General features: G+C 31.4%; 24 protein-coding genes, 2 pseudogenes and 1 other annotated feature. Of the genes and pseudogenes, 14 read left to right on the forward strand and 12 right to left on the reverse strand.

Annotated elements, in window-relative coordinates; translation table 11 throughout:
• Nucleotides 1-14 precede the first annotated feature (14 nt).
• Nucleotides 15-379: a binding site (T-box leader), on the reverse strand.
• A gap of 224 nt (nucleotides 380-603) precedes the next feature.
• The 4 genes from J3R86_RS01475 to ychF all read left to right on the forward strand — a co-directional run bounded on the left by J3R86_RS01475 (nucleotide 604) and on the right by ychF (nucleotide 3,821).
• Nucleotides 604-1,452, forward strand: coding sequence for a ParB/RepB/Spo0J family partition protein (locus J3R86_RS01475; RefSeq protein WP_207517759.1), 849 nt, complete (start codon nucleotides 604-606; stop codon nucleotides 1,450-1,452).
• A gap of 145 nt (nucleotides 1,453-1,597) precedes the next feature.
• Nucleotides 1,598-2,482: a mechanosensitive ion channel family protein gene (locus tag J3R86_RS01480; protein WP_207517760.1), complete on the forward strand. Its 885-nt coding sequence runs from the start codon at nucleotides 1,598-1,600 to the stop codon at nucleotides 2,480-2,482.
• A 26-nt stretch (nucleotides 2,483-2,508) separates the two neighbouring features.
• Nucleotides 2,509-2,712 carry a DUF951 domain-containing protein gene (locus J3R86_RS01485; protein WP_207517761.1) on the forward strand — a complete coding sequence of 68 codons (204 nt, stop codon included), beginning with the start codon at nucleotides 2,509-2,511 and terminating at the stop codon, nucleotides 2,710-2,712.
• Nucleotides 2,713-2,723: 11 nt separating this feature from the next.
• Nucleotides 2,724-3,821 (forward strand): redox-regulated ATPase YchF, encoded by a 1,098-nt coding sequence (ychF, locus tag J3R86_RS01490; protein WP_207517762.1) that lies wholly within the window; start codon nucleotides 2,724-2,726, stop codon nucleotides 3,819-3,821.
• A gap of 108 nt (nucleotides 3,822-3,929) precedes the next feature.
• On the opposite strand, the gene J3R86_RS01495 is transcribed toward ychF, so the two are convergent.
• The gene (locus J3R86_RS01495; protein WP_207517763.1) at nucleotides 3,930-4,121 is read right to left on the reverse strand and encodes a hypothetical protein; all 192 of its coding nucleotides are present in this window, start codon (nucleotides 4,119-4,121) and stop codon (nucleotides 3,930-3,932) included.
• A gap of 236 nt (nucleotides 4,122-4,357) precedes the next feature.
• Between J3R86_RS01495 and rpsF the strand changes: the two genes are divergently transcribed.
• The 4 genes from rpsF to J3R86_RS01515 all read left to right on the forward strand — a co-directional run bounded on the left by rpsF (nucleotide 4,358) and on the right by J3R86_RS01515 (nucleotide 6,948).
• Nucleotides 4,358-4,654: a 30S ribosomal protein S6 gene (gene rpsF, locus J3R86_RS01500; protein WP_207517764.1), complete on the forward strand. Its 297-nt coding sequence runs from the start codon at nucleotides 4,358-4,360 to the stop codon at nucleotides 4,652-4,654.
• Nucleotides 4,655-4,675: 21 nt separating this feature from the next.
• The gene (gene ssb, locus J3R86_RS01505; protein WP_207517765.1) at nucleotides 4,676-5,179 is read left to right on the forward strand and encodes a single-stranded DNA-binding protein; all 504 of its coding nucleotides are present in this window, start codon (nucleotides 4,676-4,678) and stop codon (nucleotides 5,177-5,179) included.
• A gap of 50 nt (nucleotides 5,180-5,229) precedes the next feature.
• The gene (gene rpsR, locus J3R86_RS01510) at nucleotides 5,230-5,472 is read left to right on the forward strand and encodes a 30S ribosomal protein S18 (RefSeq protein WP_002464877.1); all 243 of its coding nucleotides are present in this window, start codon (nucleotides 5,230-5,232) and stop codon (nucleotides 5,470-5,472) included.
• 906 nt (nucleotides 5,473-6,378) lie between these two features.
• Nucleotides 6,379-6,948, forward strand: coding sequence for a PepSY domain-containing protein (locus J3R86_RS01515; protein ID WP_207517766.1), 570 nt, complete (start codon nucleotides 6,379-6,381; stop codon nucleotides 6,946-6,948).
• A gap of 66 nt (nucleotides 6,949-7,014) precedes the next feature.
• Here the strand turns inward: J3R86_RS01515 and J3R86_RS01520 are convergent.
• A pseudogene (locus J3R86_RS01520) lies at nucleotides 7,015-7,353 on the reverse strand (transposase); the annotation flags it as partial.
• Between the two features lie 91 nt (nucleotides 7,354-7,444).
• Here J3R86_RS01520 and istA point away from each other — a divergent pair.
• Both istA and istB read left to right on the forward strand, forming a co-directional pair.
• Entirely contained in the window at nucleotides 7,445-8,731 is a 1,287-nt protein-coding gene (istA, locus tag J3R86_RS01525) for an IS21 family transposase (protein WP_207516747.1), read from the forward strand.
• The gene (gene istB / locus J3R86_RS01530; protein ID WP_207516745.1) at nucleotides 8,724-9,488 is read left to right on the forward strand and encodes an IS21-like element helper ATPase IstB; all 765 of its coding nucleotides are present in this window, start codon (nucleotides 8,724-8,726) and stop codon (nucleotides 9,486-9,488) included. Before istA ends, istB begins: the two co-directional genes overlap by 8 nt.
• Nucleotides 9,489-9,545: 57 nt before the next feature.
• Here the strand turns inward: istB and J3R86_RS01535 are convergent.
• Nucleotides 9,546-10,354, reverse strand: a pseudogene (locus J3R86_RS01535) (IS3 family transposase); the annotation flags it as partial.
• Nucleotides 10,355-10,780: 426 nt separating this feature from the next.
• Between J3R86_RS01535 and J3R86_RS01540 the strand changes: the two are divergent.
• Entirely contained in the window at nucleotides 10,781-11,623 is an 843-nt protein-coding gene (locus J3R86_RS01540; protein WP_207517767.1) for an aminoglycoside 6-adenylyltransferase, read from the forward strand.
• Nucleotides 11,624-11,663: 40 nt separating this feature from the next.
• Here the strand turns inward: J3R86_RS01540 and J3R86_RS01545 are convergent, their stop codons facing one another.
• Nucleotides 11,664-11,921: a helix-turn-helix domain-containing protein gene (locus tag J3R86_RS01545; RefSeq protein WP_207517768.1), complete on the reverse strand. Its 258-nt coding sequence runs from the start codon at nucleotides 11,919-11,921 to the stop codon at nucleotides 11,664-11,666.
• Nucleotides 11,922-12,207: 286 nt separating this feature from the next.
• On the opposite strand from J3R86_RS01545, the gene J3R86_RS01550 reads away from it, so the two are divergent.
• The gene (locus J3R86_RS01550; RefSeq protein ID WP_207517769.1) at nucleotides 12,208-12,459 is read left to right on the forward strand and encodes a GlsB/YeaQ/YmgE family stress response membrane protein; all 252 of its coding nucleotides are present in this window, start codon (nucleotides 12,208-12,210) and stop codon (nucleotides 12,457-12,459) included.
• A gap of 23 nt (nucleotides 12,460-12,482) precedes the next feature.
• Here J3R86_RS01550 and J3R86_RS01555 read toward each other — a convergent pair whose 3' ends face one another.
• A complete protein-coding gene (locus J3R86_RS01555) occupies nucleotides 12,483-12,734 on the reverse strand; it encodes a hypothetical protein (RefSeq protein ID WP_207517770.1) in 252 nt (83 codons plus the stop codon).
• 407 nt (nucleotides 12,735-13,141) lie between these two features.
• Here J3R86_RS01555 and J3R86_RS01560 point away from each other — a divergent pair, with 407 nt between their 5' ends.
• Nucleotides 13,142-13,726, forward strand: coding sequence for a histidine phosphatase family protein (locus J3R86_RS01560; RefSeq protein ID WP_207517771.1), 585 nt, complete (start codon nucleotides 13,142-13,144; stop codon nucleotides 13,724-13,726).
• Nucleotides 13,727-13,873: 147 nt separating this feature from the next.
• Here the strand turns inward: J3R86_RS01560 and J3R86_RS01565 are convergent, their stop codons facing one another.
• The 5 genes from J3R86_RS01565 to ahpC all read right to left on the reverse strand — a co-directional run bounded on the left by J3R86_RS01565 (nucleotide 13,874) and on the right by ahpC (nucleotide 18,779).
• A complete protein-coding gene (locus J3R86_RS01565; RefSeq protein WP_207517772.1) occupies nucleotides 13,874-14,242 on the reverse strand; it encodes a hypothetical protein in 369 nt (122 codons plus the stop codon).
• Between the two features lie 32 nt (nucleotides 14,243-14,274).
• Nucleotides 14,275-14,904: an NDxxF motif lipoprotein gene (locus J3R86_RS01570; protein WP_207517773.1), complete on the reverse strand. Its 630-nt coding sequence runs from the start codon at nucleotides 14,902-14,904 to the stop codon at nucleotides 14,275-14,277.
• Between the two features lie 38 nt (nucleotides 14,905-14,942).
• Complete coding sequence (locus J3R86_RS01575; protein ID WP_207517774.1) at nucleotides 14,943-16,559, reverse strand: Rho termination factor N-terminal domain-containing protein; 1,617 nt, start codon at nucleotides 16,557-16,559, stop codon at nucleotides 14,943-14,945.
• Between the two features lie 109 nt (nucleotides 16,560-16,668).
• Complete coding sequence (ahpF, locus tag J3R86_RS01580; protein ID WP_207517775.1) at nucleotides 16,669-18,192, reverse strand: alkyl hydroperoxide reductase subunit F; 1,524 nt, start codon at nucleotides 18,190-18,192, stop codon at nucleotides 16,669-16,671.
• Nucleotides 18,193-18,209: 17 nt separating this feature from the next.
• Complete coding sequence (ahpC, locus tag J3R86_RS01585; protein WP_002464887.1) at nucleotides 18,210-18,779, reverse strand: alkyl hydroperoxide reductase subunit C; 570 nt, start codon at nucleotides 18,777-18,779, stop codon at nucleotides 18,210-18,212.
• Between the two features lie 444 nt (nucleotides 18,780-19,223).
• Between ahpC and nfsA the strand changes: the two genes are divergently transcribed.
• Complete coding sequence (gene nfsA, locus J3R86_RS01590; protein WP_207517776.1) at nucleotides 19,224-19,979, forward strand: oxygen-insensitive NADPH nitroreductase; 756 nt, start codon at nucleotides 19,224-19,226, stop codon at nucleotides 19,977-19,979.
• A 94-nt stretch (nucleotides 19,980-20,073) separates the two neighbouring features.
• On the opposite strand, the gene J3R86_RS01595 is transcribed toward nfsA, so the two are convergent.
• Together J3R86_RS01595 and J3R86_RS01600 are read right to left on the reverse strand one after the other, a co-directional pair.
• Nucleotides 20,074-21,462, reverse strand: a complete 1,389-nt coding sequence (locus tag J3R86_RS01595; protein ID WP_207517777.1) for an L-cystine transporter — start codon at nucleotides 21,460-21,462, stop codon at nucleotides 20,074-20,076.
• Between the two features lie 156 nt (nucleotides 21,463-21,618).
• Nucleotides 21,619-22,569, reverse strand: a complete 951-nt coding sequence (locus J3R86_RS01600) for a coiled-coil domain-containing protein (RefSeq protein WP_207517778.1) — start codon at nucleotides 22,567-22,569, stop codon at nucleotides 21,619-21,621.
• Nucleotides 22,570-22,634 lie beyond the last annotated feature (65 nt).

The following is a 22,634-nucleotide window of genomic DNA, read 5'->3' on the forward strand; positions in this document are numbered from 1 at the left end:
TAATTTAATCGGATGCAAAGGACGAAAGCTTAGGTTTCGTGGTACCACCTTTATTTGTTACTTTATCACTAAAATAACCTCGTTCAGTACGCCATTTATATTAATCACGACTGAAAGGTAGGCACAATAATATTAAAAAAACTCATTTAATGTATGTTTAAATGAGTATTAACGGTATTATTGTGACGTAAAATTCCAGTACGCCATTGTAACATAAATGTTAATACTGTATCGCTATAACGGGCGAACCCGTAGATACCTCATATTGGTATCAACACTCCAAGGCCATTTTCAAACTTTCTTTCAAAATCTTCTCTCAGCTATTAAAGACTCTCTGTATAAGCAGTGTAAGTTTTACTTTCCTCTTTATTGTGTTTAAGTATCGTTAAGTTGTAATAAGTTATTTATTACATTACATAGATTAAAATGATTTGTCAACAACTTTTCAGAAAATTTTGATTTAACAGTTAAATTATCGTATTACTAAAAACGATTGGTTGTTAATAAAGACATATAACATTTATTAAATAATTTATGTCTAAAGGTTGTCCCGTAAAGGTAGAATACATAAAATATAGTTATATAGAAATTTAGAAAAGTGAAGTGAGTCGATTGGTAACGAATGATGATCAGCGATTAATAGTATCGGAAGATGAACACGTAGTTCAAATTAAATTAGAACAAATTAAAGCGAATCCTTATCAACCACGTAAAACGTTTGATGATATGCATTTAAATAATTTAGCGGACTCTATTAAACAATATGGAATATTACAGCCTATTGTTGTTAGAAAAACGATACAAGGATATTATATCGTCGTTGGTGAAAGAAGATTTAGAGCATCTAAATTAGCTGGTTTAACAACAATTCCAGCCATTATCAAAGACTTATCAGACGAAGATATGATGGAACTTGCAGTCATAGAAAATTTGCAGCGTGAAGATTTAAATGCGATAGAAGAAGCGGAAAGTTATCAAAGACTAATGCAAGAGTTGAACATCACTCAACGAGAAGTAGCTAAAAGATTAAGTAAATCTAGACCGTATATAGCAAATATGTTGCGGTTATTACATTTACCACAAAGTATTATGGCAATGGTTAAAAAAGGTGACTTGTCAGGTGCCCATGGTCGAACTTTATTAGCAATTAAAAATCAAAATGATATGATCACAATTGCTCGAAGAGTTATTAAAGAACATTGGAGCGTCCGCCAATTAGAGCAATATATTAGTGGAATAAAACAAAATAATAATGAAACAAAAGGTGAGGGTAAAGCACAATATCGTAAACCTAAGTTTATTGCACAACAAGAAAGACAGCTAAAGGAACAATATGGAACTAAAGTAGATATATCTACTACTAATAACATTGGGAAAATTACGTTTGAATTTAAATCTCAAGAAGAATTCGAAATACTAATCAAACAATTGAATGTTAACTATGGTAAATAAAGCATACCTTTATTATAATAGTTCTTTATGTATACATAAGAGCTGGGAAAACAATGAATTTTATAGAGCGAAAGTCTGATTTTTTATGAAGTGATTCAATATAAAATATTAGTAATATAAAGATAACGAAAGGAGATTAGTATAAATGAATCAAGTTATGAATATTATTTCATCATTATTTGAGCCGCTTACAAAAATTGAAACATATGAAAATATAGCGACGAAAATTACTATGATTCTTATATATATCATAGTTGCGATTATAGTTATTAAAATTTTAGATAAAATGATTGAACAAGGATTTAGAATACAAAATAAAAGTAAAAAAGGTAATAAAAAACGTTCTAAAACATTAATTACATTAGTACAAAATGTAGTGAAATATATCGTATGGTTTATTGTAATTACTACTATACTAAGTAAATTTGGTATAAGTGTTGAAGGCGTTATAGCCAGTGCAGGTGTTGTCGGTTTAGCTGTTGGTTTCGGTGCGCAAACAATAGTTAAAGATATTATTACAGGCTTTTTTATTATTTTTGAAAGTCAATTTGATGTGGGTGACTATGTTAAGATTAATAATGGTGGTACAACAGTTGCTGAAGGTACTGTTAAATCAATCGGCTTGAGATCTACACGTATTAATACAATCTCTGGGGAATTAACCATATTACCTAATAGCAGTATGGGAGAGATAACCAATTTCTCTATTACCAATGGAACAGCGATTGTAGAAATTCCGGTATCAGTGGATGAGAATATAGATAAAGTAGAGAAAAAATTAAATAAATTATTTTTATCATTACGTAGTAAGTATTATCTATTTGTTTCTGATCCAGTCGTGTTAGGTATTGATGCATTCGAAGATACTAGAATTACATTAAGAGTTTCAGCTGAAACAATACCTGGAGAAGGTGCTTCGGGAGCTAGAATTATTCGTAAAGAAGCACAAAAAATGTTTATACAAGAAGGTATAAAAACACCACAGCCACTATATGCAGCATATAATAGCATTGAAAATGATAATAAGTAGTTTATAATACATGGAGGTCATATTTAATGACGTCAAAATACGGAATAAATGATATAGTAGAAATGAAAAAGCAACATGCTTGTGGAACTAATCGCTTTAAGATAATTAGAATGGGCGCTGATATACGAATTAAGTGCGAAAATTGTCAAAGAAGTATAATGATTCCACGTCAGGCATTTGATAAAAAAATGAAAAAAATTGTAGTATCTCATAATGATACAAATAGATAGGAGAATGAGTCATGGCTTTAACAGCAGGAATCGTTGGTTTGCCTAACGTTGGTAAATCAACATTATTTAATGCAATCACTAAAGCAGGTGCTTTAGCTGCAAACTATCCTTTCGCAACAATTGATCCAAACGTTGGAATCGTAGAAGTACCAGATACACGTTTGTTGAAATTAGAAGAAATGGTACAACCTAAAAAAACGATACCTACTACATTCGAATTTACAGATATTGCTGGTATTGTTAAAGGTGCATCAAAAGGTGAAGGCCTAGGAAATAAATTCTTATCTCATATAAGAGAAGTCGATGCTATATGTCAAGTTGTTCGTGCATTTGATGATGATAATGTCACACACGTTTCTGGAAGAGTTGATCCAATTGATGATATAGAAGTTATTAATATGGAACTTGTGTTAGCAGATTTAGAATCTGTTGAAAAACGATTGCCACGTATTGAAAAAATGGCACGTCAAAAAGACAAAACAGCTGAAATGGAAGTTCGTATTTTAACTAAAATTAAAGAGGCTCTAGAAAACGGTAAACCTGTTAGAAGTTTAGAGTTTAATGACGAAGACCAAAAATGGGTTAACCAAGCACAATTACTTACATCTAAAAAAATGTTATACATTGCTAATGTTGGAGAAGATGAAATTGGTGATCAAGATAATGATAAAGTAAAAGCAATTCGCGAATACGCTACTAAAGAAGACTCAGAAGTGATTGTTATTAGTGCGAAAATTGAAGAAGAAATTGCTATGTTAGATGAAGAAGATAAAGAAATGTTCTTAGAAGATTTAGGAATCGAGGAACCAGGGTTAGATAGATTGATAAGAACAACATATGAGTTGCTAGGCTTATCAACGTATTTCACTGCTGGCGTACAAGAAGTACGTGCTTGGACGTTTAAACAAGGTATGACAGCACCACAATGCGCTGGTATCATTCATACTGACTTTGAACGTGGCTTTATCAGAGCAGAAGTCACAAGTTATGATGACTATGTACAATATGGTGGCGAAAATGGGGCTAAAGAAGCGGGTAGACAACGTTTAGAAGGTAAAGACTATATTATGCAAGATGGTGACATTGTTCACTTTAGATTTAATGTATAATAATTGACTTATTTTGCGAGGTGAACTTTTAATGTTCGCCTTTTTTTATGTCATTGTGAGCTAGCAATCATATTTAGTTATAACTAGTTATGTACGGATACGTTTAACTTAAAAGAAAGGTATGATATGACTTGCTTTTATAATATCTTGAGTACTAAAGAATTGTTTACCTTCACCAGTATAGGCTGGTTGCAGAATTAAATTAGCTTTAGCAGAGTATAGCCATTCAGGATTAATACCACTATTTAAAATATCTTGAAATTCTTGAAAGTCTTTATTCCAGTCCAAATTTAATTTCATTACTAACACCTCACTTCAATTATAGAACGTATGTTCGTATCTGTAAAGTTAATATTTAATTTAACTTAGCAATATATAAGTAAATAAAGATGTAATAATTATACATAGTTAATTCAATTTTCATTGTAAAAAGTAATAGCTCATGATATAATTCTAAATTGTGAGTAATGAAAATTATTCCTTGCTTATCTATTTTCTGATAAGCCGTATAGACCACAAGGAGGTGCAAATATAAAATGAGAACATATGAAATTATGTACATCGTACGCCCAAACATTGAAGAAGATGCTAGAAAAGCGTTAGTTGAACGTTTTAACGGTATCTTAGCTTCAGAAGGATCAGAAGTTTTAGAAGAAAAAGACTGGGGTAAACGTCGCCTAGCTTATGAAATCAATGACTTCAGTGATGGATTCTACAATATCGTACGTATTAAAACTGATAATAACAAAGCTACTGACGAATTCCAACGTTTAGCTAAAATCAATGACGATATCATTCGTTATATGGTTATTCGTGAAGACCAAGATAAGTAATAATTAGATGGGGGCGTTTAAATGCTAAATAGAGTTGTATTAGTAGGTCGTTTAACGAAAGATCCGGAATACAGAACCACTCCCTCAGGTGTGAGTGTAGCGACATTCACTCTTGCAGTCAATCGTACTTTTACGAATGCACAAGGTGAACGTGAAGCTGATTTCATTAACTGTGTTGTTTTTAGAAGACAAGCAGATAATGTTAATAACTATCTATCAAAAGGCAGCTTAGCTGGTGTAGATGGTCGCTTACAATCTCGTAATTATGAAAATCAAGAAGGTCGTCGTGTGTTTGTTACTGAAGTTGTGTGTGATAGTGTTCAATTCCTTGAACCTAAAAATGCTCAACATAATGGTGGCCAACGTCAACAAAATGAATTCCAAGACTACGGTCAAGGATTTGGTGGTCAACAATCAGGACAAAACAATTCGAACAATAACGCATCTAACACTAAACAATCCGATAATCCATTTGCTAATGCTAATGGACCTATCGATATTAGTGATGATGACTTACCATTCTAATTAAAATAATCGAAAACACATAAAATAATATTCAAAGGAGGCAGTTAACTATGGCAGGTGGACCAAGAAGAGGCGGACGTCGTCGTAAAAAAGTATGCTATTTCACAGCAAATGGTATTACACATATCGACTATAAAGACACTGAATTATTGAAACGTTTTATCTCAGAACGCGGTAAAATTTTACCACGTCGTGTAACTGGCACTTCAGCTAAATATCAACGTATGTTGACTATAGCTATTAAACGTGCTCGTCATATGGCTTTATTACCATATGTAAAAGAAGAACAATAAGATATTGTTTAACTTTAAACCCCGTAAGCTCAAGGCTTATGGGGTTATTTTTGTGTTTTAAAAGCCAAGTCAATTATAAAATCTTATGCAGTTTATTATGAATTAATAAACTGTAAACTTTTAGAGCTAGTTAGATTTATAATCTTTACTAGCTCTTATGCAATTGTTGCGCTAGCAAGCAATTGTAATCATTAATGTTAGATTTATAATCTTTACTAGCTCTTATGCAATTGTTGCGCTAGCAAGCAATTGTAATCATTAATGTTAGATTTATAATCTTTAGTAGTATTTGCCCAACCTGCATTGCATGAAAAAACTGGAAACCAGTTTTTCTGTGTTGGGTCCCTATGTAGTTGTACTTATAGTGCAACTGTAATCTTTTTATAAATTTTTTTATGATGGGTCCCTGCATTGCTCGTTGAAAATGTTTTGCAGTTTCTTTATGTTAGCTTCCTATGAGTGTCGACTGTAATCCTTAAAAGATGTTGATGGCAGTTGGCATCTATGTTGGCTAGGCTGACTAAAATCACTAAATGTTGTTTTATATGCGTCAAATAGTCCAGACAATTAGTACCAAGCACATAATAATAAATTTATGACGATTTTGGTCACAATTCACTATGCGTCTTTGTAGTTTCAAGTCTTTCTGATTACATAATAGGAAATAAAAAATGGATAATAGATAATCTAAGCTAACTTGAATAGTGAATAACTGAATCATTTTACAAACCATAATATGTAATTTATTTTTATAGAACAATATTTACTTTTGCATTTAATGTTTATCGTGTATTAATTTTAACTGTTATAAATATGAATAAAAATAATTATAACGGGTAATTAATGATATATATAGGCAAGAAAGTTAAAGTAAGCATTTCAAAATATAGAAGAGAGAGTGATACTATGAAATTTAAATCATTAGCAGTATTATCTATGGGAGCATTAGTCTTAGCGGCATGTGGCAATGACGCTGCTAAAGAGGATACTAAATCATCAGATTCTAGCAATAGTAATTCAAATACTACTAAGCAAGTTATTGCATTAAATGATATCAAAACAAGCCCTAAAGAGGCTGTAAAAAAAGCGCAAGACACTTATAAAGGTCAAGAATTAAAAGAAATTGCCTTTGAAAAAACAAATGGTGATTGGACATATAAAATTGCACAACAAAAAACTGGTGAAGAATCTGAAGTGATTATTGCAGATAAAGATAAAAAAATTGTAAATAAAAGTACCGAAAAAGAAGATTCTGTAGATAAAAGTGATAATTTCAAATATAGCGATGCTATTGACTATAAAGAAGCAATCAAAAAAGGACAAAAAGAATTTGATGGTGACATCAAAGAATGGTCATTGGATAAAGACGATGGCAAACTTGTTTACAACATGGATCTGAAAAAAGATAACACTAAACATGAAATTACTATAGATGCTAAATCTGGTAAAGTTTTAAAAAATGAAGAAGATAACTAAAATAAAAAATCACCCTAAATAAGGCACTGAACCCTTAAAACGGGAACTTAATAAAAACACTATATTCTAGGCTGCTAATTTTCTAAAATCTATAGGAGAAAAGTAGCCTAGTTTTTGTTGAATTCTAAATTTATTATAATAATCAATGTATTTTTCCACAATATCGATTACAATGTTATTAGAGCTACTAAGCTCATTGTTGAGATAAAAGGTTTCACACTTTAGCGAGGAATGGAAACTTTCTATCGGGGCATTGTCAGCAGGTGTTCCCTTACGGGACATGCTTCTGACAATGCCTTTTTCTTCGCATAAGTGATAGTAAGAATACGATGTATACACACTTCCCTGATCGCTATGTAGTATACAACCCTCGGGTATATCTAGTTGATTTAATGTTTCGTTAACTGGAAATGATAATTTAATAATGTACACTTTTGACTGTTTAAGTATGTACAATCTGTAAAATTTAGAGATAATTTTATTGAGGTGAATAACAATGAAATTATCTTTAGATATAAATACAGATTATGAAGTTACAACTCTTTCAGATTTACCAAAATTAAAAATTGTTATGGAGAGCTTAAACATGAAAATTAATAAAAGTGAAATCGCAAGACAAATGAATGTAGATCGAAGAACAATAGATAAATATTTAAATGGCTTTAAACCTTCGGTTAATCGAAAAAAACAATCTAAAATTGATCCCTATTATGATTTAATAAAAGAATTGTTGTCTGAAGAATGTGAACAGAAATTCTTTTATAAACGCGTGTTATGGCAATACCTTAAAGATAATCATGGTCTAAATTGTGCGTATTCCACATTTAGAACATATATAAGAAAACATGATTTATTCAATAATTATTTTAAAAAAGGACGACAAAAGTCAACGCCTGTTGGAACAACTAGATTTGAAACAAAACCAGGTTGCCAAGCTCAATTTGATTGGAAGGAAGATATAAGATTTAAAACGAAGGATCATCAAGAGGTATCTTTAAATATTGGTGTTTTACTCCTGTCATATTCACGCTTCAAAATTATGCAAGTTACGATGAGTAAATCATTAGATGTATTACTTAATTTAATGGTTCAAGCTTTTGAATCTATTGAAGGTGTTCCAGAGGAACTTGTTACAGATAATATGAAAACAGTGATGAGTCAACCTAGGACTGAAACGTTTAGTGGACAAGTTAATCCTAAATTCAAACAATTCGCTGATGATTTTAATTTTAAAGTGAAGCCGTGTATAGCTGGTCGTCCTAGAACGAAAGGTAAAGTTGAATCCATTATGAAAATATTAGATGAAATTCATGCCTATCAAGGACAATTATACTTACATGAAATTCCACAATTTATTGACGAATTAAATGATCGTTTGAATTACTCAGTGCATAATGGGACAGGAAAAATACCAATTATTGAAGTAAAAAAAGAAAAGAGCTTCTTACAGCCATTACCCAATGTCCATGTAAGAAACTCATATAAAGTAGAACATAAATATTTGAAAGTCAATCGTTCGAATATGATTACATATCGCTCCAATCAGTACTCAGTTCCTGCTGAATACTATGGAAAAACGGTTGAAGTTCAAGTTTATGATCAACGTTTGTTTGTTTATTATAACACCAAATTAATCGTTGAGCATCCTATTACCCATCATAAATTAAATTATCAGCAACAACACTATTTAGAAACGCTAGCTGTCTCCTATGGAGACCATGATGATATTAATCAGCTGGCCTTAGATAATTTAAAAACGATAGGAGAGATGTATGATGAATAATATTACTAACTACCAACGTTTAAAAGATAATCTGTCATATCTAAAAATGAATCAAATGATTACTCATTTAGATGAAGTGATAGATTTTAGTATCACTAACGATTTATCATTTATTGATACTTTAATTAAATTGAGTGATTATGAAATCGCAGTTAAAGAAAAGAATATGATTGAATCAATGGTTAAGGTAGCAGCATTCCCTTTTAAAAAGGAACTGTGCGACTTTGACTTTTCATTCCAACCTAACGTCAATAAACAAGAAATCGTAGATTTTACTCATTTACGATTTATAGAAAACCATCAGAATATTGTCTTTTTAGGTCCAAGTGGTGTAGGTAAAACCCATTTAGCTACATCAATTGGTATGTCAGCAGCGAAAAAAAGAGTAAGTACGTATTTCATTAAATGTCATGATTTAATACAAAATTTGAAAAAATCTCAATTAGAGAATCGGTTAGAAAATAGACTCAAGCACTATAGTAAATATAAATTACTAATTATTGATGAAATAGGCTATTTACCTATTGATAGTGAAGATGCCAAACTCTTTTTCCAACTGATTGATTTAAGATATGAGAAGAAAAGTACCATTTTTACTACAAATATTAATTTCAATTTATGGAATGAAATATTTGAAGACCCTAAAATAGCTAATGCCATTTTAGATCGCATATTACATCACTCAAATGTCATAAAAATAACTGGGAAGTCTTATCGGTTAAAAGACCATTTTGTGAAAGTTGAAAAGACAGAATGACATTTTTGTACATTCTTAAACAATCATTTTTGTACATTCTTTTATTGACATTTACACGTTAACTAAATTTTGATCCTGTTTAGATCCTATTTTATATGCCACAATCTCTCCATTGTAAAGATCCATAATCGAAGATAAATACAACATTGAATTACCGAATGGTAAATAAGTAATGTCAGTAGTTAGTAACTTCATTGGTTGATTAGCTTTAAATTGTCTTTGTAATAAATTATCTGTTTTATAATAAGCAGATCCAGCTTTTTTAGCCTTTTTAGGTCTAACTCGTCAATTCAAATTGTTCTCCTGCATAATTCTCTGAATTCGTTTATGATTAACAGGTACAGAAGATGATTGATTAATTAGCGCTGTAATCTTTCGATAACCGTAGGTATAGTTGTTTTCTTCACATAATTCAATGACTTTTTCAGTAATAAGATCTATTTTATTTTGGTTCTTTTTCCATCTATAAAATGTTGATTTAGGTATGTTTAAAACTTCAAGTATCATTTTGGTTGAATACTTATCCTTCAATTCTTCTACTAATTCTATAACTACTACTGGAACCACTTCCTTTCCAATTCTTTGTACTTTTTTAAAATGTCCAATTCAACATCTTTTCTTTTAAGCTCTAATTCTAGTCTTTCTAATTCACTTAATTCTTCAATACCCTTGCCATAACTGTACTGTTTTCCTACTTGTTGAGAAAATCTATAACTTTCTCCATTTCGATACCAACGCCACCATGTATCGACCTGTGTTCTATTTCTAATATTTAAGGTCTCCATAATTTGTTTTGAAGTATAACCAGCACTTTTCATTTCAATAGCTTTATTTTTAGTTTCTAATGAATAAGATACTCTTTTCATAGAAAAACACCTCCGTTTAGATTCATTTTACACGAATTCAACGGAAGTGTTTTTATTTTATTCCCACTAATTGGGGTCAGCTCAATAAATGGGGTGATTTTTTGTATGCTATTGTTAAAAATACGGATTTTCTATTTTTTAGACGAATTAATTAAATGAAAATTAATTCGTCTAACTTGTTAGAGTGCCAAAATATTTTGTATATATAGGTTTTTTTAAGCATAATACTAAACGAAATACCGATAGATGTGATGCGAAAAATATTATAACTCATATAATATTAACTACTCTCACATATTACAGTTTGTATAGCTCTGTCTTTCGAATGATATAAAAGTTTGTTTTTACACAAATAATAGAAAAGGTTGCGTTGATTTCACCATTAGGATAAGATGAAATATATTATTTTGGGGAGGGGTGGGAATAATGCAAAATGATAGTGATATATATGATTTAATATTGACTGTAGCCAAAAATAATTTAAACATTAAAGGTGTTTATTTAAATGGTTCAAGAGCTAATCCTTTCGTTTGGGATGATGAACATCAAGATTTTGACATCGTCTTTGTAGTGGATAATGTTGAAAAGATGGTGGCCGAAAAGCAATGGATAAATGAATTTGGAACGATATTAATTAAACAAATACCTAAAGAAGAAATACTTTATCCTGTTGACAAGGATAGGCCGTACTCTGTAAATTTATTATTATCTAATTTTAAAAGGCTGGATTTAACTATAATTGATATAATAGACATTGATCACTACATAGAAGAGAACCAATTTGCTGTTTTATTATTCGATAAAGGGTATCATTTACCTACGATAGATGAACCAACAGATCAGCATTGTTGGGTAACAGTACCTAATCAACAATTATTTGACGAATGTATAGATGAATTTTATTTAATGGCACTAAATGTGAAAAAGGGGCTTTGGCGTAAACATTTAATCTACGCAATGGATTACTTTGATATTTGCCGTAAAATGGTGCTACTCATGTGGTCTTGGGATAAAAGTGACAAATATAACTTTGAAATAAATATGGGGAAGCATCTCAAATATTTACATAACTACTTAGATATAAATGAACAAGCAGTATTAAGAACCTTTTATCCTAAATTTAAAGAGCAAGAAATTCAGCAAGCGTTAATAACTATGGTTGAATATTTTGATGAGTTGTCAAAACAAGTCAGCGACAAATTAGAGTTCATATATAAAGAACACGTAATTCACACTATGAAAATGCATCTCAAAACTTTAATATATTAAGACAAACAAAGACCCCTTCACTTGATGTGAGGGGGTTAAGTTACATTCTAATATCAACATCTTCTAAATGTTGTTGGTATTCTTTAACTTTACTTTCTAAAAACATTTCATATGGTGCGTCGAAAAAGTCTGCTAAGTGCATAGCATCCTTGAATTTAGGTTCGTGATAATGATTTTCCCATTCCCAAATGTGATGTGCTTCATAATGTGTTCCATATTTAGCATTGAGTTGTTGAGCTAATTCTTCAATTTCTAAATTATGTTTTGTTCTTAAATTATATAAAATGTGTAAATTCATTTTTACCTCACTCCTAATTGTTAGTAGCTTGGGTACTATTAATATGTATACATTCTAGTCCTACATACTAAAATAATCAAGTCCATTATTAATTAATAATAGAATAATCAACAAAACAGAAAATATGTCTAGCTATTTAATATTTAACAATTAAATAAAAAAATTATTTCACATAAGAAATTGTCAAAATTAATGAAAAAAATAATTTGAATTTGTTTCAAAGTAAAAAAGTTCGGGTACTAATAAACATAACAAAAATTTACACTTAAAAAGGAGATTATAAATTATGTTCGGATTTATAGGAATGTTAATTGTCGGCGGAATTATCGGTTGGATAGCTGGCGGTATTATGGGTAAAGATATCCCAGGCGGTATCTTAGGTAACATTATCGCAGGTATTGTTGGTTCATGGATTGGTGGAAAATTCTTTGGGCAATGGGGTCCAGAATTAGGTAGTATTTACATCTTCCCAGCACTAATTGGTTCAATTGTGTTAATTGCAATCGTATCAATCTTCTTAAGATTATTACGTAAATAATTAGATATTTAAAAAGATGACAGTTAATTTCGACTGTCATCTTTTTTATATGTCATCATTGCTTGATTAACATCATCAAAGTCATAACGTTTGATTAGTGTGCAACCTAGTGGATGTTGACCTTCATCAATGCGTTTATTCAATTCTTTGAGAACTTCTAAAATTTTATATTCGGGTGTTGTCGTATCAAAAGAGTATTTAAATAATTGGCCTTTGTCAGATTGAACGATAGCAACCATTTCATCATCAAACATGTTATAATCTATTAATTCCATCGAATTCCTCCCTGTAATATTAACATTCAAATATTAATCAAGTATCAGTGTATTTGTCGAAGTCATTGGTAATATTTATGATGTCACTTATATATACCCAATTTATAGATAACTAACAGTTAATGATTGTAGAATTGCTATAAAAAAAGGATGACGCAGGGAAACGTCATCCAGGAGTATTATGTTCATGAATATAAAAGACTGTGTAGTTGCTTCTCAACTACAATATTATCTTACCATTTAATTAATACAAACACAAGAACAATTCATTTTTTATAAGTTAGATAATTAAAATACAAATTGATTTTTGGAATTAAGCTTAATTATAAGTATTGTATAAAAAGATAATGTAGTAAAGTTATTAGTATAATTAATAAATAATAAACAATATAAAGAGGTGATTTAAAATGACAATATATTTAGTAAGGCATGGAGAGTCACAATCTAACTATGACAATAAACATTTCCGTGCATATTATTGCGGGCAACTTGATGTACCTTTGACAGATAAAGGTAAAGCAAGCGCAGCTATATTAGAAGAATATTTTAAGGCGTTAAATATTAAGCATATTTATGTCTCTGATTTGTACCGTACGAGACAGACGTATGAACATATTTTTCCTAATACTGATATTGATACAACAATAACGGATCAATTAAGAGAACGATCACTTGGTCAATTTGAAGGGAAATATAAAGATGATATTAGTATGCAACAAGAATATGAAAAATATTTCAATGATCCAATGTTTAATGATTTTAGACATAGTTTTAGTCAAAAAGCGCCAGGTGGAGAAAGTTATCAAGATGTATTAAATCGAGTTCAAGCATTTATGGACAATGAAGTAAATGATAAAGCACAACAAGGGGATATAGTCATTATTGCACATCAGGTTGTGATTCGTTGTTTAATGCATTATTTCGGTCAAGTATCTAAAGACGAAGCTGTTGATTTAAATATTGAAAATTGTAAACCATACGTTATAGCATAAAACAAGCGCTCGCTGCCTAGGCACCGTGCGCTTGTTTTAATAGTTTATAGAGATTGGGACAAAACATTTTACACTTAAAATTAAGCTCTTGGTATTAACTGTCTAGTTTTATCGTGGTAGGATTACAAAATAAATTTTCTATAAAATTTATTTCTGCCCACTCCCATTCACAGATAAAGTTACAATAGCACTTATAAGTAATATTAAGGCTGTAATAAAACAAACAATAGCTAATGGAAATACTGGGAAGAATAGCATGAGTACACTTACAAATCCCCATAAAAGCATAACTAATAATTGTATAATAGCTGATATAATTCTAGGAACTATATGGTTGAAGATAGCTAGAATTAAGCAAGGTAATGCTAATATAATCATGAAACCAATAGATAATAACAATTCTTCAGGTTTATCAAAACTTACTGTGTTCGGCCCGGTAGGATATTTAGCGCTAAATAAAAGACAAACGACAGATGCGATAATAGCTAAAGTAACGAGTGATATTCTTAGTTTCATGACATAATAACCTCCACACGTAAATTGATATTTTATTTATTAATAGCGTCTGTTGGAATATCTTTTGATTTTAAGAAATCTTTAATTTTATCTTGTTGGCTTTTATTCACATCGCCTGCATAATTTGTAGGGACGTCCACAATATTAATAGAATTTTGTGGTTGATAGCTTAATTTTTCGATAGTTTCATCGACATTAGAAATGGCGCTATTTAAAGCTTTGAAATAATTGATGATGCGTTGTGTATTTTTGTCATAACTTTTAGGAATATGGTTATCTGCTACAAAGTTTTTAAAGTGCAAATCATTTTTGACTGTAAGATTAGATAACTCACTAAGTCTATCAGCTTGTTTGTCAGTCACTTTCGTTTGACTATCACTTTGTTTGTCTAACTCATGCTGCATATAATATTTATTATCTAAAATATCATTATTAACAGCTAAATATTTTGTTAACGCTTCTTTCATTTCCTTTTCGCTAATATCAGCATTCTTCTTATTCGAAGTGAAAATATCACTTTCTTTTAATTTTTTTACATGTTTTGGTACTTGAGATGCCGTTGTATGATGTTGCTTATCATCTTGATTTGAATCTTTATTAGCACAACCGGTTAAAATGAGGGCAGATGCTAAGAAAGTACTGAATAGTAATCTAGTCTTCATTGTTGATAGGAACTCCTTTATAGTTGCAATAAAAAACGTCATTTTAATTGATATTTACTATGACCTTGTAGAGCCCACACTCGTAAGTGGTTCCATGCTTGCTTAGCTTTTTTATTGAATAATTTGTCATTAGTAATTGGCTTCATTATACCATTTTCCACAAATTCATTCATAAATTCTAAAATAAGATCTGGATGAGGTAATGTGCGAATAAGCATTAAAATTTGATCTACCAAATTTCCTTTTTCAATATCATCTGTAGTGATCAATTGTGAACGTAAATAAAATATAAATTCTTTAATCGCTGTATCAGCTTTATAAAAGTGATATCTATCATAGTAGATAAGTTCATCAACTGTTTGAGGAATATAGTAATGGTTGCCAATTTCTTCAACTTCTTCATCATTATCAAATAGGTCGTACATGAGAGGGTGTAATACAAATTGACGGATTTGAACAAATAGACCCATAGGATCGAGTGTATCTAAGTTGAATTGTAAATCTTGTTCACTAAATGAAGCATCATAAAATTGACGCATGAGAGTAAGTAAATGCGCTTTAGTTACTAGGCCATACAAATTAACGGCGCCTAATATAATTCTTAATGGTAAGATATCTTCTTTATCAATTAGACCACTTTCTATTTCAATGATAAGCTCATTAATAAGTTGTCTTCGTGCTTGATCACCTTGACCGAATAAATAGTCTTCCCCGTCGAACTCACCTAACGTCTCTAAGTCACCATCAAAATTGTCTTCAATATATTCAGTGATATGTTGCAGATCTTTAAGCATATCATCATCACTTAATCTTTCGTTAAACTGATTAAGAAATTGTTTAGGACCTCCTTGTTTATCAATAAAATCAATCACGTGCTGTCTTGTATCTTGTGGTAAAACCAATGCATCAAATCTATAATCATAAAAATACATGAAATAGTCCATTAAAAAGTCATCTATATCTAGTAAGTTCATTTCTTCAGTAAGTATTAGACTATTGTCTATGAAATAGTTTTTATCATTGTCTAAAATATTAAATAACATCACAAGTTCTGCTAATGATGAACCTACAAACATTTGATTTAATATTGATGAATCTTCAAAAAATTCTTTGCTAATCAAATCGATAAGTGAATCTTTGTTTTTATTAGAAAATCCTTTGATTTGATAAGTTCTACAAATATCTTTTAATTCAGGAACTGTCTTATTTTCTAGTGCATCATGCAAACTTACATTATTCAAATTTTGATGTTGTTGAACACGGTCTACATTAAAAAAGATGTAACGTCTTTCTTCAGTAGTCAAATCTCTAAGTTCATAATTATGCTCATCAAATAGAACGGAATTTAAAAAGTATAAAAATAAATAGTTTATACCAAATTCTTCATCGGATAGCTGATAGATTAATCCTAAATGGTCAGTTATTTTCAATTCTGTCACTAAATCTTTATCAATAATTACAGCAGGATCACCTTTAGCAATAATGTCTTCTAATAATTGCAGTTCTTTATTAGTCATTTTGTTAGCTAATCTTTTTATATTTTCAGGTTTTAGGCTTTCATGGATAATCTGTACTTCATGAGCTTTCGATGATAAGTTTAAAAATTTACGGATATTATTTATTTTGTAGTTAGGTATTAAGTTGATATCAAGCATTATTAAGCTCCTTAATTTATGACATTATATGTAATACTTCAAGCATAACATGAAACTAATTAAATATAAAAACAGAGCCCAAATTCTCGGACTCTGTTTCAAAAATATATTAATTTCTAATGATGTAGTCAAATGCATTTAAGCCTGCATTAGCACCGGCACCCATTGAAATAATAATTTGTTTATTTTTCTGATCTGTAACATCACCAGCTGCAAAAATACCGGGTACATTTGTAGCATTATCACGATCGATAATGACTTCTCCGCGAGGACTTAATTCTACAGTATCATTAAGCCAAGCAGTATTAGGTACTAAACCAATCTGTACAAAAATGCCATCTAATTCAATGACTTGTGTGTCACCAGTTTTAACATCTTCATAGCTTAATGCAGTGACGTGATCTTCACCAATGACTTCTTTAGAACGTGCGTTAGTAATAATATCTACATTAGATAGTGAACGTAAACGATCTTGTAAGACATTATCAGCTTTTAATTCGTCTGAGTATTCAAGTAAAGTAACATGTTTAACAATACCTGCAAGGTCAATAGCTGCTTCGACACCTGAGTTACCGCCACCAACAACTGCAACGTTTTTATTTTCAAATAAAGGACCATCACAGTGAGGGCAGAATGCTACACCTTTGTTCATTAATTTGTCTTCACCAGGAATACCAAGTTTACGCCAACTTGCACCTGTTGAGATAATGACAGTTTTACTTTCTAGTACAGCGTCATTTTCTAAAGTTACTAAGATTGCTTTATCTGTCTTTTCGATGTTAGTTGCACGAATACCAGTCATTGTATCGATATCATATTGATCGATATGAGCTGCTAAATTAGAAGAAAATTCAGAACCAGTTGTTTCTTTTACAGTGATAAAGTTTTCTATACCTGCAGTATCATTCACTTGGCCACCGATACGATCAGCCACAATACCAGTTCTTAAACCTTTACGAGCCGTGTAAATTGCAGCACTACCACTTGCTGGTCCACCACCAATAATTAATACATCGTAAGGGTCTTTATTAGCGAACTCAGAAGGGTCTGCTATACTACCTAATTTAGATAAGATATCTTGAATTGTCATACGACCATTGCCAAATTCTTGTCCATCTAAAAAGACAGCAGGAACAGCCATGATATTTTCAGATTCTTCACGGAATACAGCACCATCAATCATTGTATGAGTGATATTAGGATTAATGACACTCATTAAGTTAAGTGCTTGTACAACGTCCGGACATTTTTGACAAGTTAAACTAATGAAAGTTTCGAAATGAAAAGGACCTTCTAAACCTTTAATTTGATCAATAATTGATTGTTTTTCTTTAGGTGCACGTCCACTCACTTGTAAAATTGCTAAGACAAGTGAATTAAATTCATGACCTAAAGGAATACCAGCAAATGTTACACCAGTGTCTTCGCCAGGTTTGTTGACTTGGAAACTTGGTGTACGTTTTAAAGATTTTTCAGACAGTGACAGTCGTGGAGACATATCAGTAATTTCTTCGAGTAACTCTTTTAACTCTTTTGATTTATCATCTGAACCTAGGCTGGCAACGAATTCTACGTCGCCTTCCATAAGTTCTAAAAGTTGTTTAAGTTGTTGTTTTAAATCAGCATTCAGCATGTTGTTATAATGCCTCCTTAAATTTTACCTACTAAATCTAAACCTGGTTGTAAAGTTTCAGAACCTTCTTCCCATTTTGCTGGGCAAACTTCACCTGGATGTTGACGTACATATTGAGCAGCTTTAATTTTGTGAACTAATGTACTAGCGTCACGGCCAATTCCGTCAGCATTGATTTCAGCAGCTTGTACTACACCGTCTGGATCAACGATGAAAGTACCACGTTGAGCTAATCCAAGTGCTTCATCTAATACGTCGAAATTACGAGTGATTGTTTGTGATGGGTCACCGATCATTGTATATTGAATTTTGCTAATAGCATCTGAATGATCATGCCAAGCTTTGTGTACGAAATGTGTATCAGTTGAAACTGAGAATACATTTACACCTAATTCTTGTAATTGTGCATATTGATTTTGTAAATCTTCTAATTCAGTTGGGCAAACGAATGAGAAATCAGCTGGATAGAAGCATACAACGCTCCATGAACCTTTTAAGTCTGCGTCTGAAACTTCTTTAAACTCATCGTTTTTTGGATCATACGCTTGTGCTGTGAATGGTAAGATTTCTTTATTAATTAATGACATAAATATATTCCTCCTAAAATTTAAATAGTCATTAGAATTATTCAACTCATCTTATTTATAATAATTCTAATCTCTTATTTAGCATTATTACATTTTGATAAGGAATAGTCAACTGGATAACATTGAGATAAAAAGTAGGTAATGCATCTAAATATATTGTTTTTTATGATGGTAAAATGACGAAATTAAGCAGTTATAACGATGTTGTTGGAATAATGGTAATAGAATATTGGAATGGCGTTAAGTTAAAATAAAATAATATTTTGTATTCTCAACTAATATCATCTTATTGATAATATGGTGTAACAATAAACGTCGCAATTAAGATAAGATATAAAATATTGAAATAGATAGGTGATATTGAATTGAGTTATTTTATTTTTATAGTTATTGTGAAGGGGTGTAGAATAAAAAATATAAATAGAGAGAAGAGGAGTGACGTTAGTGTCTGATTATGTTTATGATTTAGTGAAAAAACACCATTCTGTAAGAAAATTTAAAGATAAAGTTTTAAGTGAAGAGACGGTGAGAAAGCTTGTAGAAGCAGGGCAAAGTGCTTCAACATCAAGTTTTTTACAAGCTTATTCAATTATAGGTGTAGATGATGTCAAAATTAAAGAAAGTTTGAAAGAAGTTTCAGGACAGCCTTATGTAGTAGAAAATGGCTATTTGTTTGTCTTTGTCATTGATTATTATAGACATCGACTCATCGATGACAATGCTGAAACGAATATGGAAACAGCTTATGGATCAACTGAAGGTTTATTGGTAGGTGCGATTGATGCTGCTCTAGTGGCGGAAAATATTGCTGTTACTGCTGAAGATATGGGATATGGCATTGTCTTTTTAGGTTCATTAAGAAATGATGTGGAACGCGTGCGTGAAATATTAAACTTACCAGAGTATGTCTTCCCACTGTTTGGAATGGCTGTCGGAGAGCCAGCTGATGACGAAAATGGTTCTGCTAAACCACGTTTACCTTTCGAACACGTCTTTCATCATAATCAGTATAATGATGATAAAGAACAACAAAAAGAACAAATTAAACAATATGATCAAACAATCAGTGGCTATTATGACAACTGGACAAATGGTCAGCGTCAAGAAACTTGGTCACAACAAATAGAAACATTCTTAGGGAACAAGGCGCGCTTAGATATGTTAGATCAATTAAGAAAAGCTGGATTAATTCAACGATAAATTTGTAAACAAAAAGGAGTAACTTTCACAGTGGAAAGTTACTCCTTTTTAATAGCTTTATTTTTATAATTATTTGGTAGATAAGGATAAAATATTAGTTAGCAGATAATTCACCATAATCATCTGAATCGAAAGTCTCTTTGTCCCAGTGTTTAGTTAATCTAGCAGTACCAGTACCTGCTAACATAGAATCATTGACATTTAATGCTGTTCGACCCATATCAATAATAGGTTCGACAGAAATAAGTACTCCGGCTAAAGCAACTGGTAAGTTTAAAGTTGATAATACGAGTATGGATGCAAAGGTAGCACCGCCACCAACACCTGCAACTCCGAACGAACTAATAATGACTACTGCAATTAATGTAACGATGAATTGGAAATCTATTTCGACATTTGCTACAGGAGCAACCATGATTGCTAACATCGCAGGGTAGATACCTGCACAACCATTCTGTCCAATTGAAAGACCAAATGTTGCAGAAAAATTGGCAATACCTTCGGGAACACCTAATCTTTTCGTTTGTGTTTGAACATTTAAAGGCAATGATCCAGCACTTGAACGTGATGTAAACGCAAAGATGAGTACTTCTAAAGTTTTCTTCATATAACGTATCGGATTAATACCTAAGATACTTAAAATTAATAAATGAATTAAATACATTGTAATTAACGCTGCATATGAAGCTATCAAGAATTTACCTAAAGTCCACACAGCAGTAAAATTACTTGTTGCTAACGTATTCGCCATGATTGCTAGCACACCATATGGAGTTAGACGTAAAACAAATGTCACAATAGCCATAATTAATGAATAAACTGCATCGATACCTTTTTTCAATAAAGCACCGTGCTCAGGCTGTTTACGTGCAACTCTAACATATGCAAAGCCAACAAATGATGCAAAAATAACGACTGCAATTGTTGATGTTGTACGTTGACCAGTAAAGTCTAAGAATGGATTTTTTGGTAATAGTTCTAAAATTTGTTGAGGTAATGTACTTGCTGTTAAATTTTTAGCCTCTTTAGCAATTTCACTACCACGAGAATGTTCAGCACTACCTAAATCTATCGTAGATGCATCAAGACCAAATACTAAAGCATACAAAATACCTACAATAGCAGCGATAGCTACAGTTCCAATTAAAAACATGAAAATAAAGCTACCGATTTTGGCGAATTTATCCCCGATTTGAATTTTACTGAATGCTGCTACGATTGAGACAAAAATAAGTGGTATAACAATCATTTGTAGTAAGGCTACATAACCTTCACCAATAATACTGTACCAATCACTTGTAGTTTCAATTACTTTTGAATTGACACTATATATTAAATGAAGTACGACGCCAAGCACGATACCAACACCTAGTGCAGTAAACACACGTTTAGGGAAGGAAACATGCTTTCTTGCCATAACATTTAAGATAATGACAAAAATAAGTAAGACAATGACATTAATAACTGTAAATAGCGTTCCCATGTTTAACTCTCCTTAAAAATATTCAATTCCGACATATATAATAAGGATAGTATCTATTTAACGACTTTTCAAGAGGGGATTTAAAAAGATTTAAAAGCAAGATAAAAAAAGTAAGGCGAATGTTAACTCGCCTTACTGATTAAATATGAAATGTTATTAAAGGTTAAACAAACGTGCGAAGAAACCTTTTTTCTCTTGTTGCTGTGTTTGTTGTTGAGGTTCGTTAACCTCATTATTGTCGCTATGGTTATTTGGTGTTTTAGTTTCAGAATTATTATTCGTTGTCGAAGCCTCTGTAGTTGTAGCATGTTCTTCAGCATGTTGCTGCGCTTTATGGTCCACACTTTGTTCATCGGAGTCAGTTGCAATAGCTTCCTTAGCATGTTGAGCTGCTGAAGCTTCAGCAATTGCGTCTGATGATGACAGTTGTGCTTCTTTAGAAACTTTTTGATTTTCAGCAGTTTGCGATTGTTCAGTTAGCTGATCGTCTGTCTCAGCATGTTGCTGATTATTAGATGTCGCAGATGTATCAACATGATTAGTTTTATGTGCATCTTGAGTTTTAGATTGTTCTTCAAGTGTATGACTTGTTTTAGCTAATTCCTCAGAATGTGTTGCTTGAGCTTCCTTAATTTCATGTTGAGATGTTTGGATAGCTTTTAAGGACTCAGTGTTAGAATCAAGTTTAGTAGTAATTTGGTGTTGTAGTTCTTTCAATTCTTGTTGTTGTTGATGGACTTGATTCATCATTTGTCCTAGTAATTGACGTTCATCGCGCATTTGTTGAATTTCATTGCGTAAATCTTCAACTAATTGTGCAATATTTTGATTAGTTGGTAATTGCTTATCATCATTTTTAACGATAACTTGTAAGAAATCTTTTTCTTTTTCAAGTTCATCAAATGCTAAATCATAACTATTTGTTTGTTTTACTTTATCTGCGATATCTCTGAATAGTTCAATATCGTCTTCTTTAAAATCGGTAGCTTCACGACCACGGTATTCTGTCTTGCTTAACTGATAGCCACGTTCTTCTAAGTGTTGCACGATTTTGCGGACTTGCTTTTCACTTAGCTCGACGCGTTGAGCAAATTCTTTTGTTAACATAGTTGAAAGTCCTTTCTTGATAAACTATATGTATCATGACGTCTGTCTACGGGCAGTGAAACGTC

Origin of the sequence: Staphylococcus simiae, assembly GCF_017357005.1 — a bacterium.
GTDB lineage: Bacteria > Bacillota > Bacilli > Staphylococcales > Staphylococcaceae > Staphylococcus > Staphylococcus simiae_A.

Bases quoted from the DNA above. Each gene is read 5' to 3' on its own strand.
- istB (WP_207516745.1), top strand. From the start codon at position 8,724: ATGAATAATATTACTAACTACCAACGTTTAAAAGATAATCTGTCATAT.
- J3R86_RS01550 (WP_207517769.1), top strand. From the start codon at position 12,208: ATGTTCGGATTTATAGGAATGTTAATTGTCGGCGGAATTATCGGTTGG.
- rpsF (WP_207517764.1), top strand. From the start codon at position 4,358: ATGAGAACATATGAAATTATGTACATCGTACGCCCAAACATTGAAGAA.
- ssb (WP_207517765.1), top strand. From the start codon at position 4,676: ATGCTAAATAGAGTTGTATTAGTAGGTCGTTTAACGAAAGATCCGGAA.
- J3R86_RS01485 (WP_207517761.1), top strand. From the start codon at position 2,509: ATGACGTCAAAATACGGAATAAATGATATAGTAGAAATGAAAAAGCAA.
- J3R86_RS01545 (WP_207517768.1), bottom strand. From the start codon at position 11,921: ATGAATTTACACATTTTATATAATTTAAGAACAAAACATAATTTAGAA.
- rpsR (WP_002464877.1), top strand. From the start codon at position 5,230: ATGGCAGGTGGACCAAGAAGAGGCGGACGTCGTCGTAAAAAAGTATGC.
- J3R86_RS01560 (WP_207517771.1), top strand. From the start codon at position 13,142: ATGACAATATATTTAGTAAGGCATGGAGAGTCACAATCTAACTATGAC.
- ychF (WP_207517762.1), top strand. From the start codon at position 2,724: ATGGCTTTAACAGCAGGAATCGTTGGTTTGCCTAACGTTGGTAAATCA.
- J3R86_RS01555 (WP_207517770.1), bottom strand. From the start codon at position 12,734: ATGGAATTAATAGATTATAACATGTTTGATGATGAAATGGTTGCTATC.
- J3R86_RS01595 (WP_207517777.1), bottom strand. From the start codon at position 21,462: ATGGGAACGCTATTTACAGTTATTAATGTCATTGTCTTACTTATTTTT.
- J3R86_RS01600 (WP_207517778.1), bottom strand. From the start codon at position 22,569: ATGTTAACAAAAGAATTTGCTCAACGCGTCGAGCTAAGTGAAAAGCAA.
- J3R86_RS01540 (WP_207517767.1), top strand. From the start codon at position 10,781: ATGCAAAATGATAGTGATATATATGATTTAATATTGACTGTAGCCAAA.
- ahpF (WP_207517775.1), bottom strand. From the start codon at position 18,192: ATGCTGAATGCTGATTTAAAACAACAACTTAAACAACTTTTAGAACTT.
- J3R86_RS01480 (WP_207517760.1), top strand. From the start codon at position 1,598: ATGAATCAAGTTATGAATATTATTTCATCATTATTTGAGCCGCTTACA.
- J3R86_RS01570 (WP_207517773.1), bottom strand. From the start codon at position 14,904: ATGAAGACTAGATTACTATTCAGTACTTTCTTAGCATCTGCCCTCATT.
- J3R86_RS01565 (WP_207517772.1), bottom strand. From the start codon at position 14,242: ATGAAACTAAGAATATCACTCGTTACTTTAGCTATTATCGCATCTGTC.
- ahpC (WP_002464887.1), bottom strand. From the start codon at position 18,779: ATGTCATTAATTAATAAAGAAATCTTACCATTCACAGCACAAGCGTAT.
- J3R86_RS01495 (WP_207517763.1), bottom strand. From the start codon at position 4,121: ATGAAATTAAATTTGGACTGGAATAAAGACTTTCAAGAATTTCAAGAT.
- J3R86_RS01515 (WP_207517766.1), top strand. From the start codon at position 6,379: ATGAAATTTAAATCATTAGCAGTATTATCTATGGGAGCATTAGTCTTA.
- J3R86_RS01575 (WP_207517774.1), bottom strand. From the start codon at position 16,559: ATGCTTGATATCAACTTAATACCTAACTACAAAATAAATAATATCCGT.
- istA (WP_207516747.1), top strand. From the start codon at position 7,445: ATGAAATTATCTTTAGATATAAATACAGATTATGAAGTTACAACTCTT.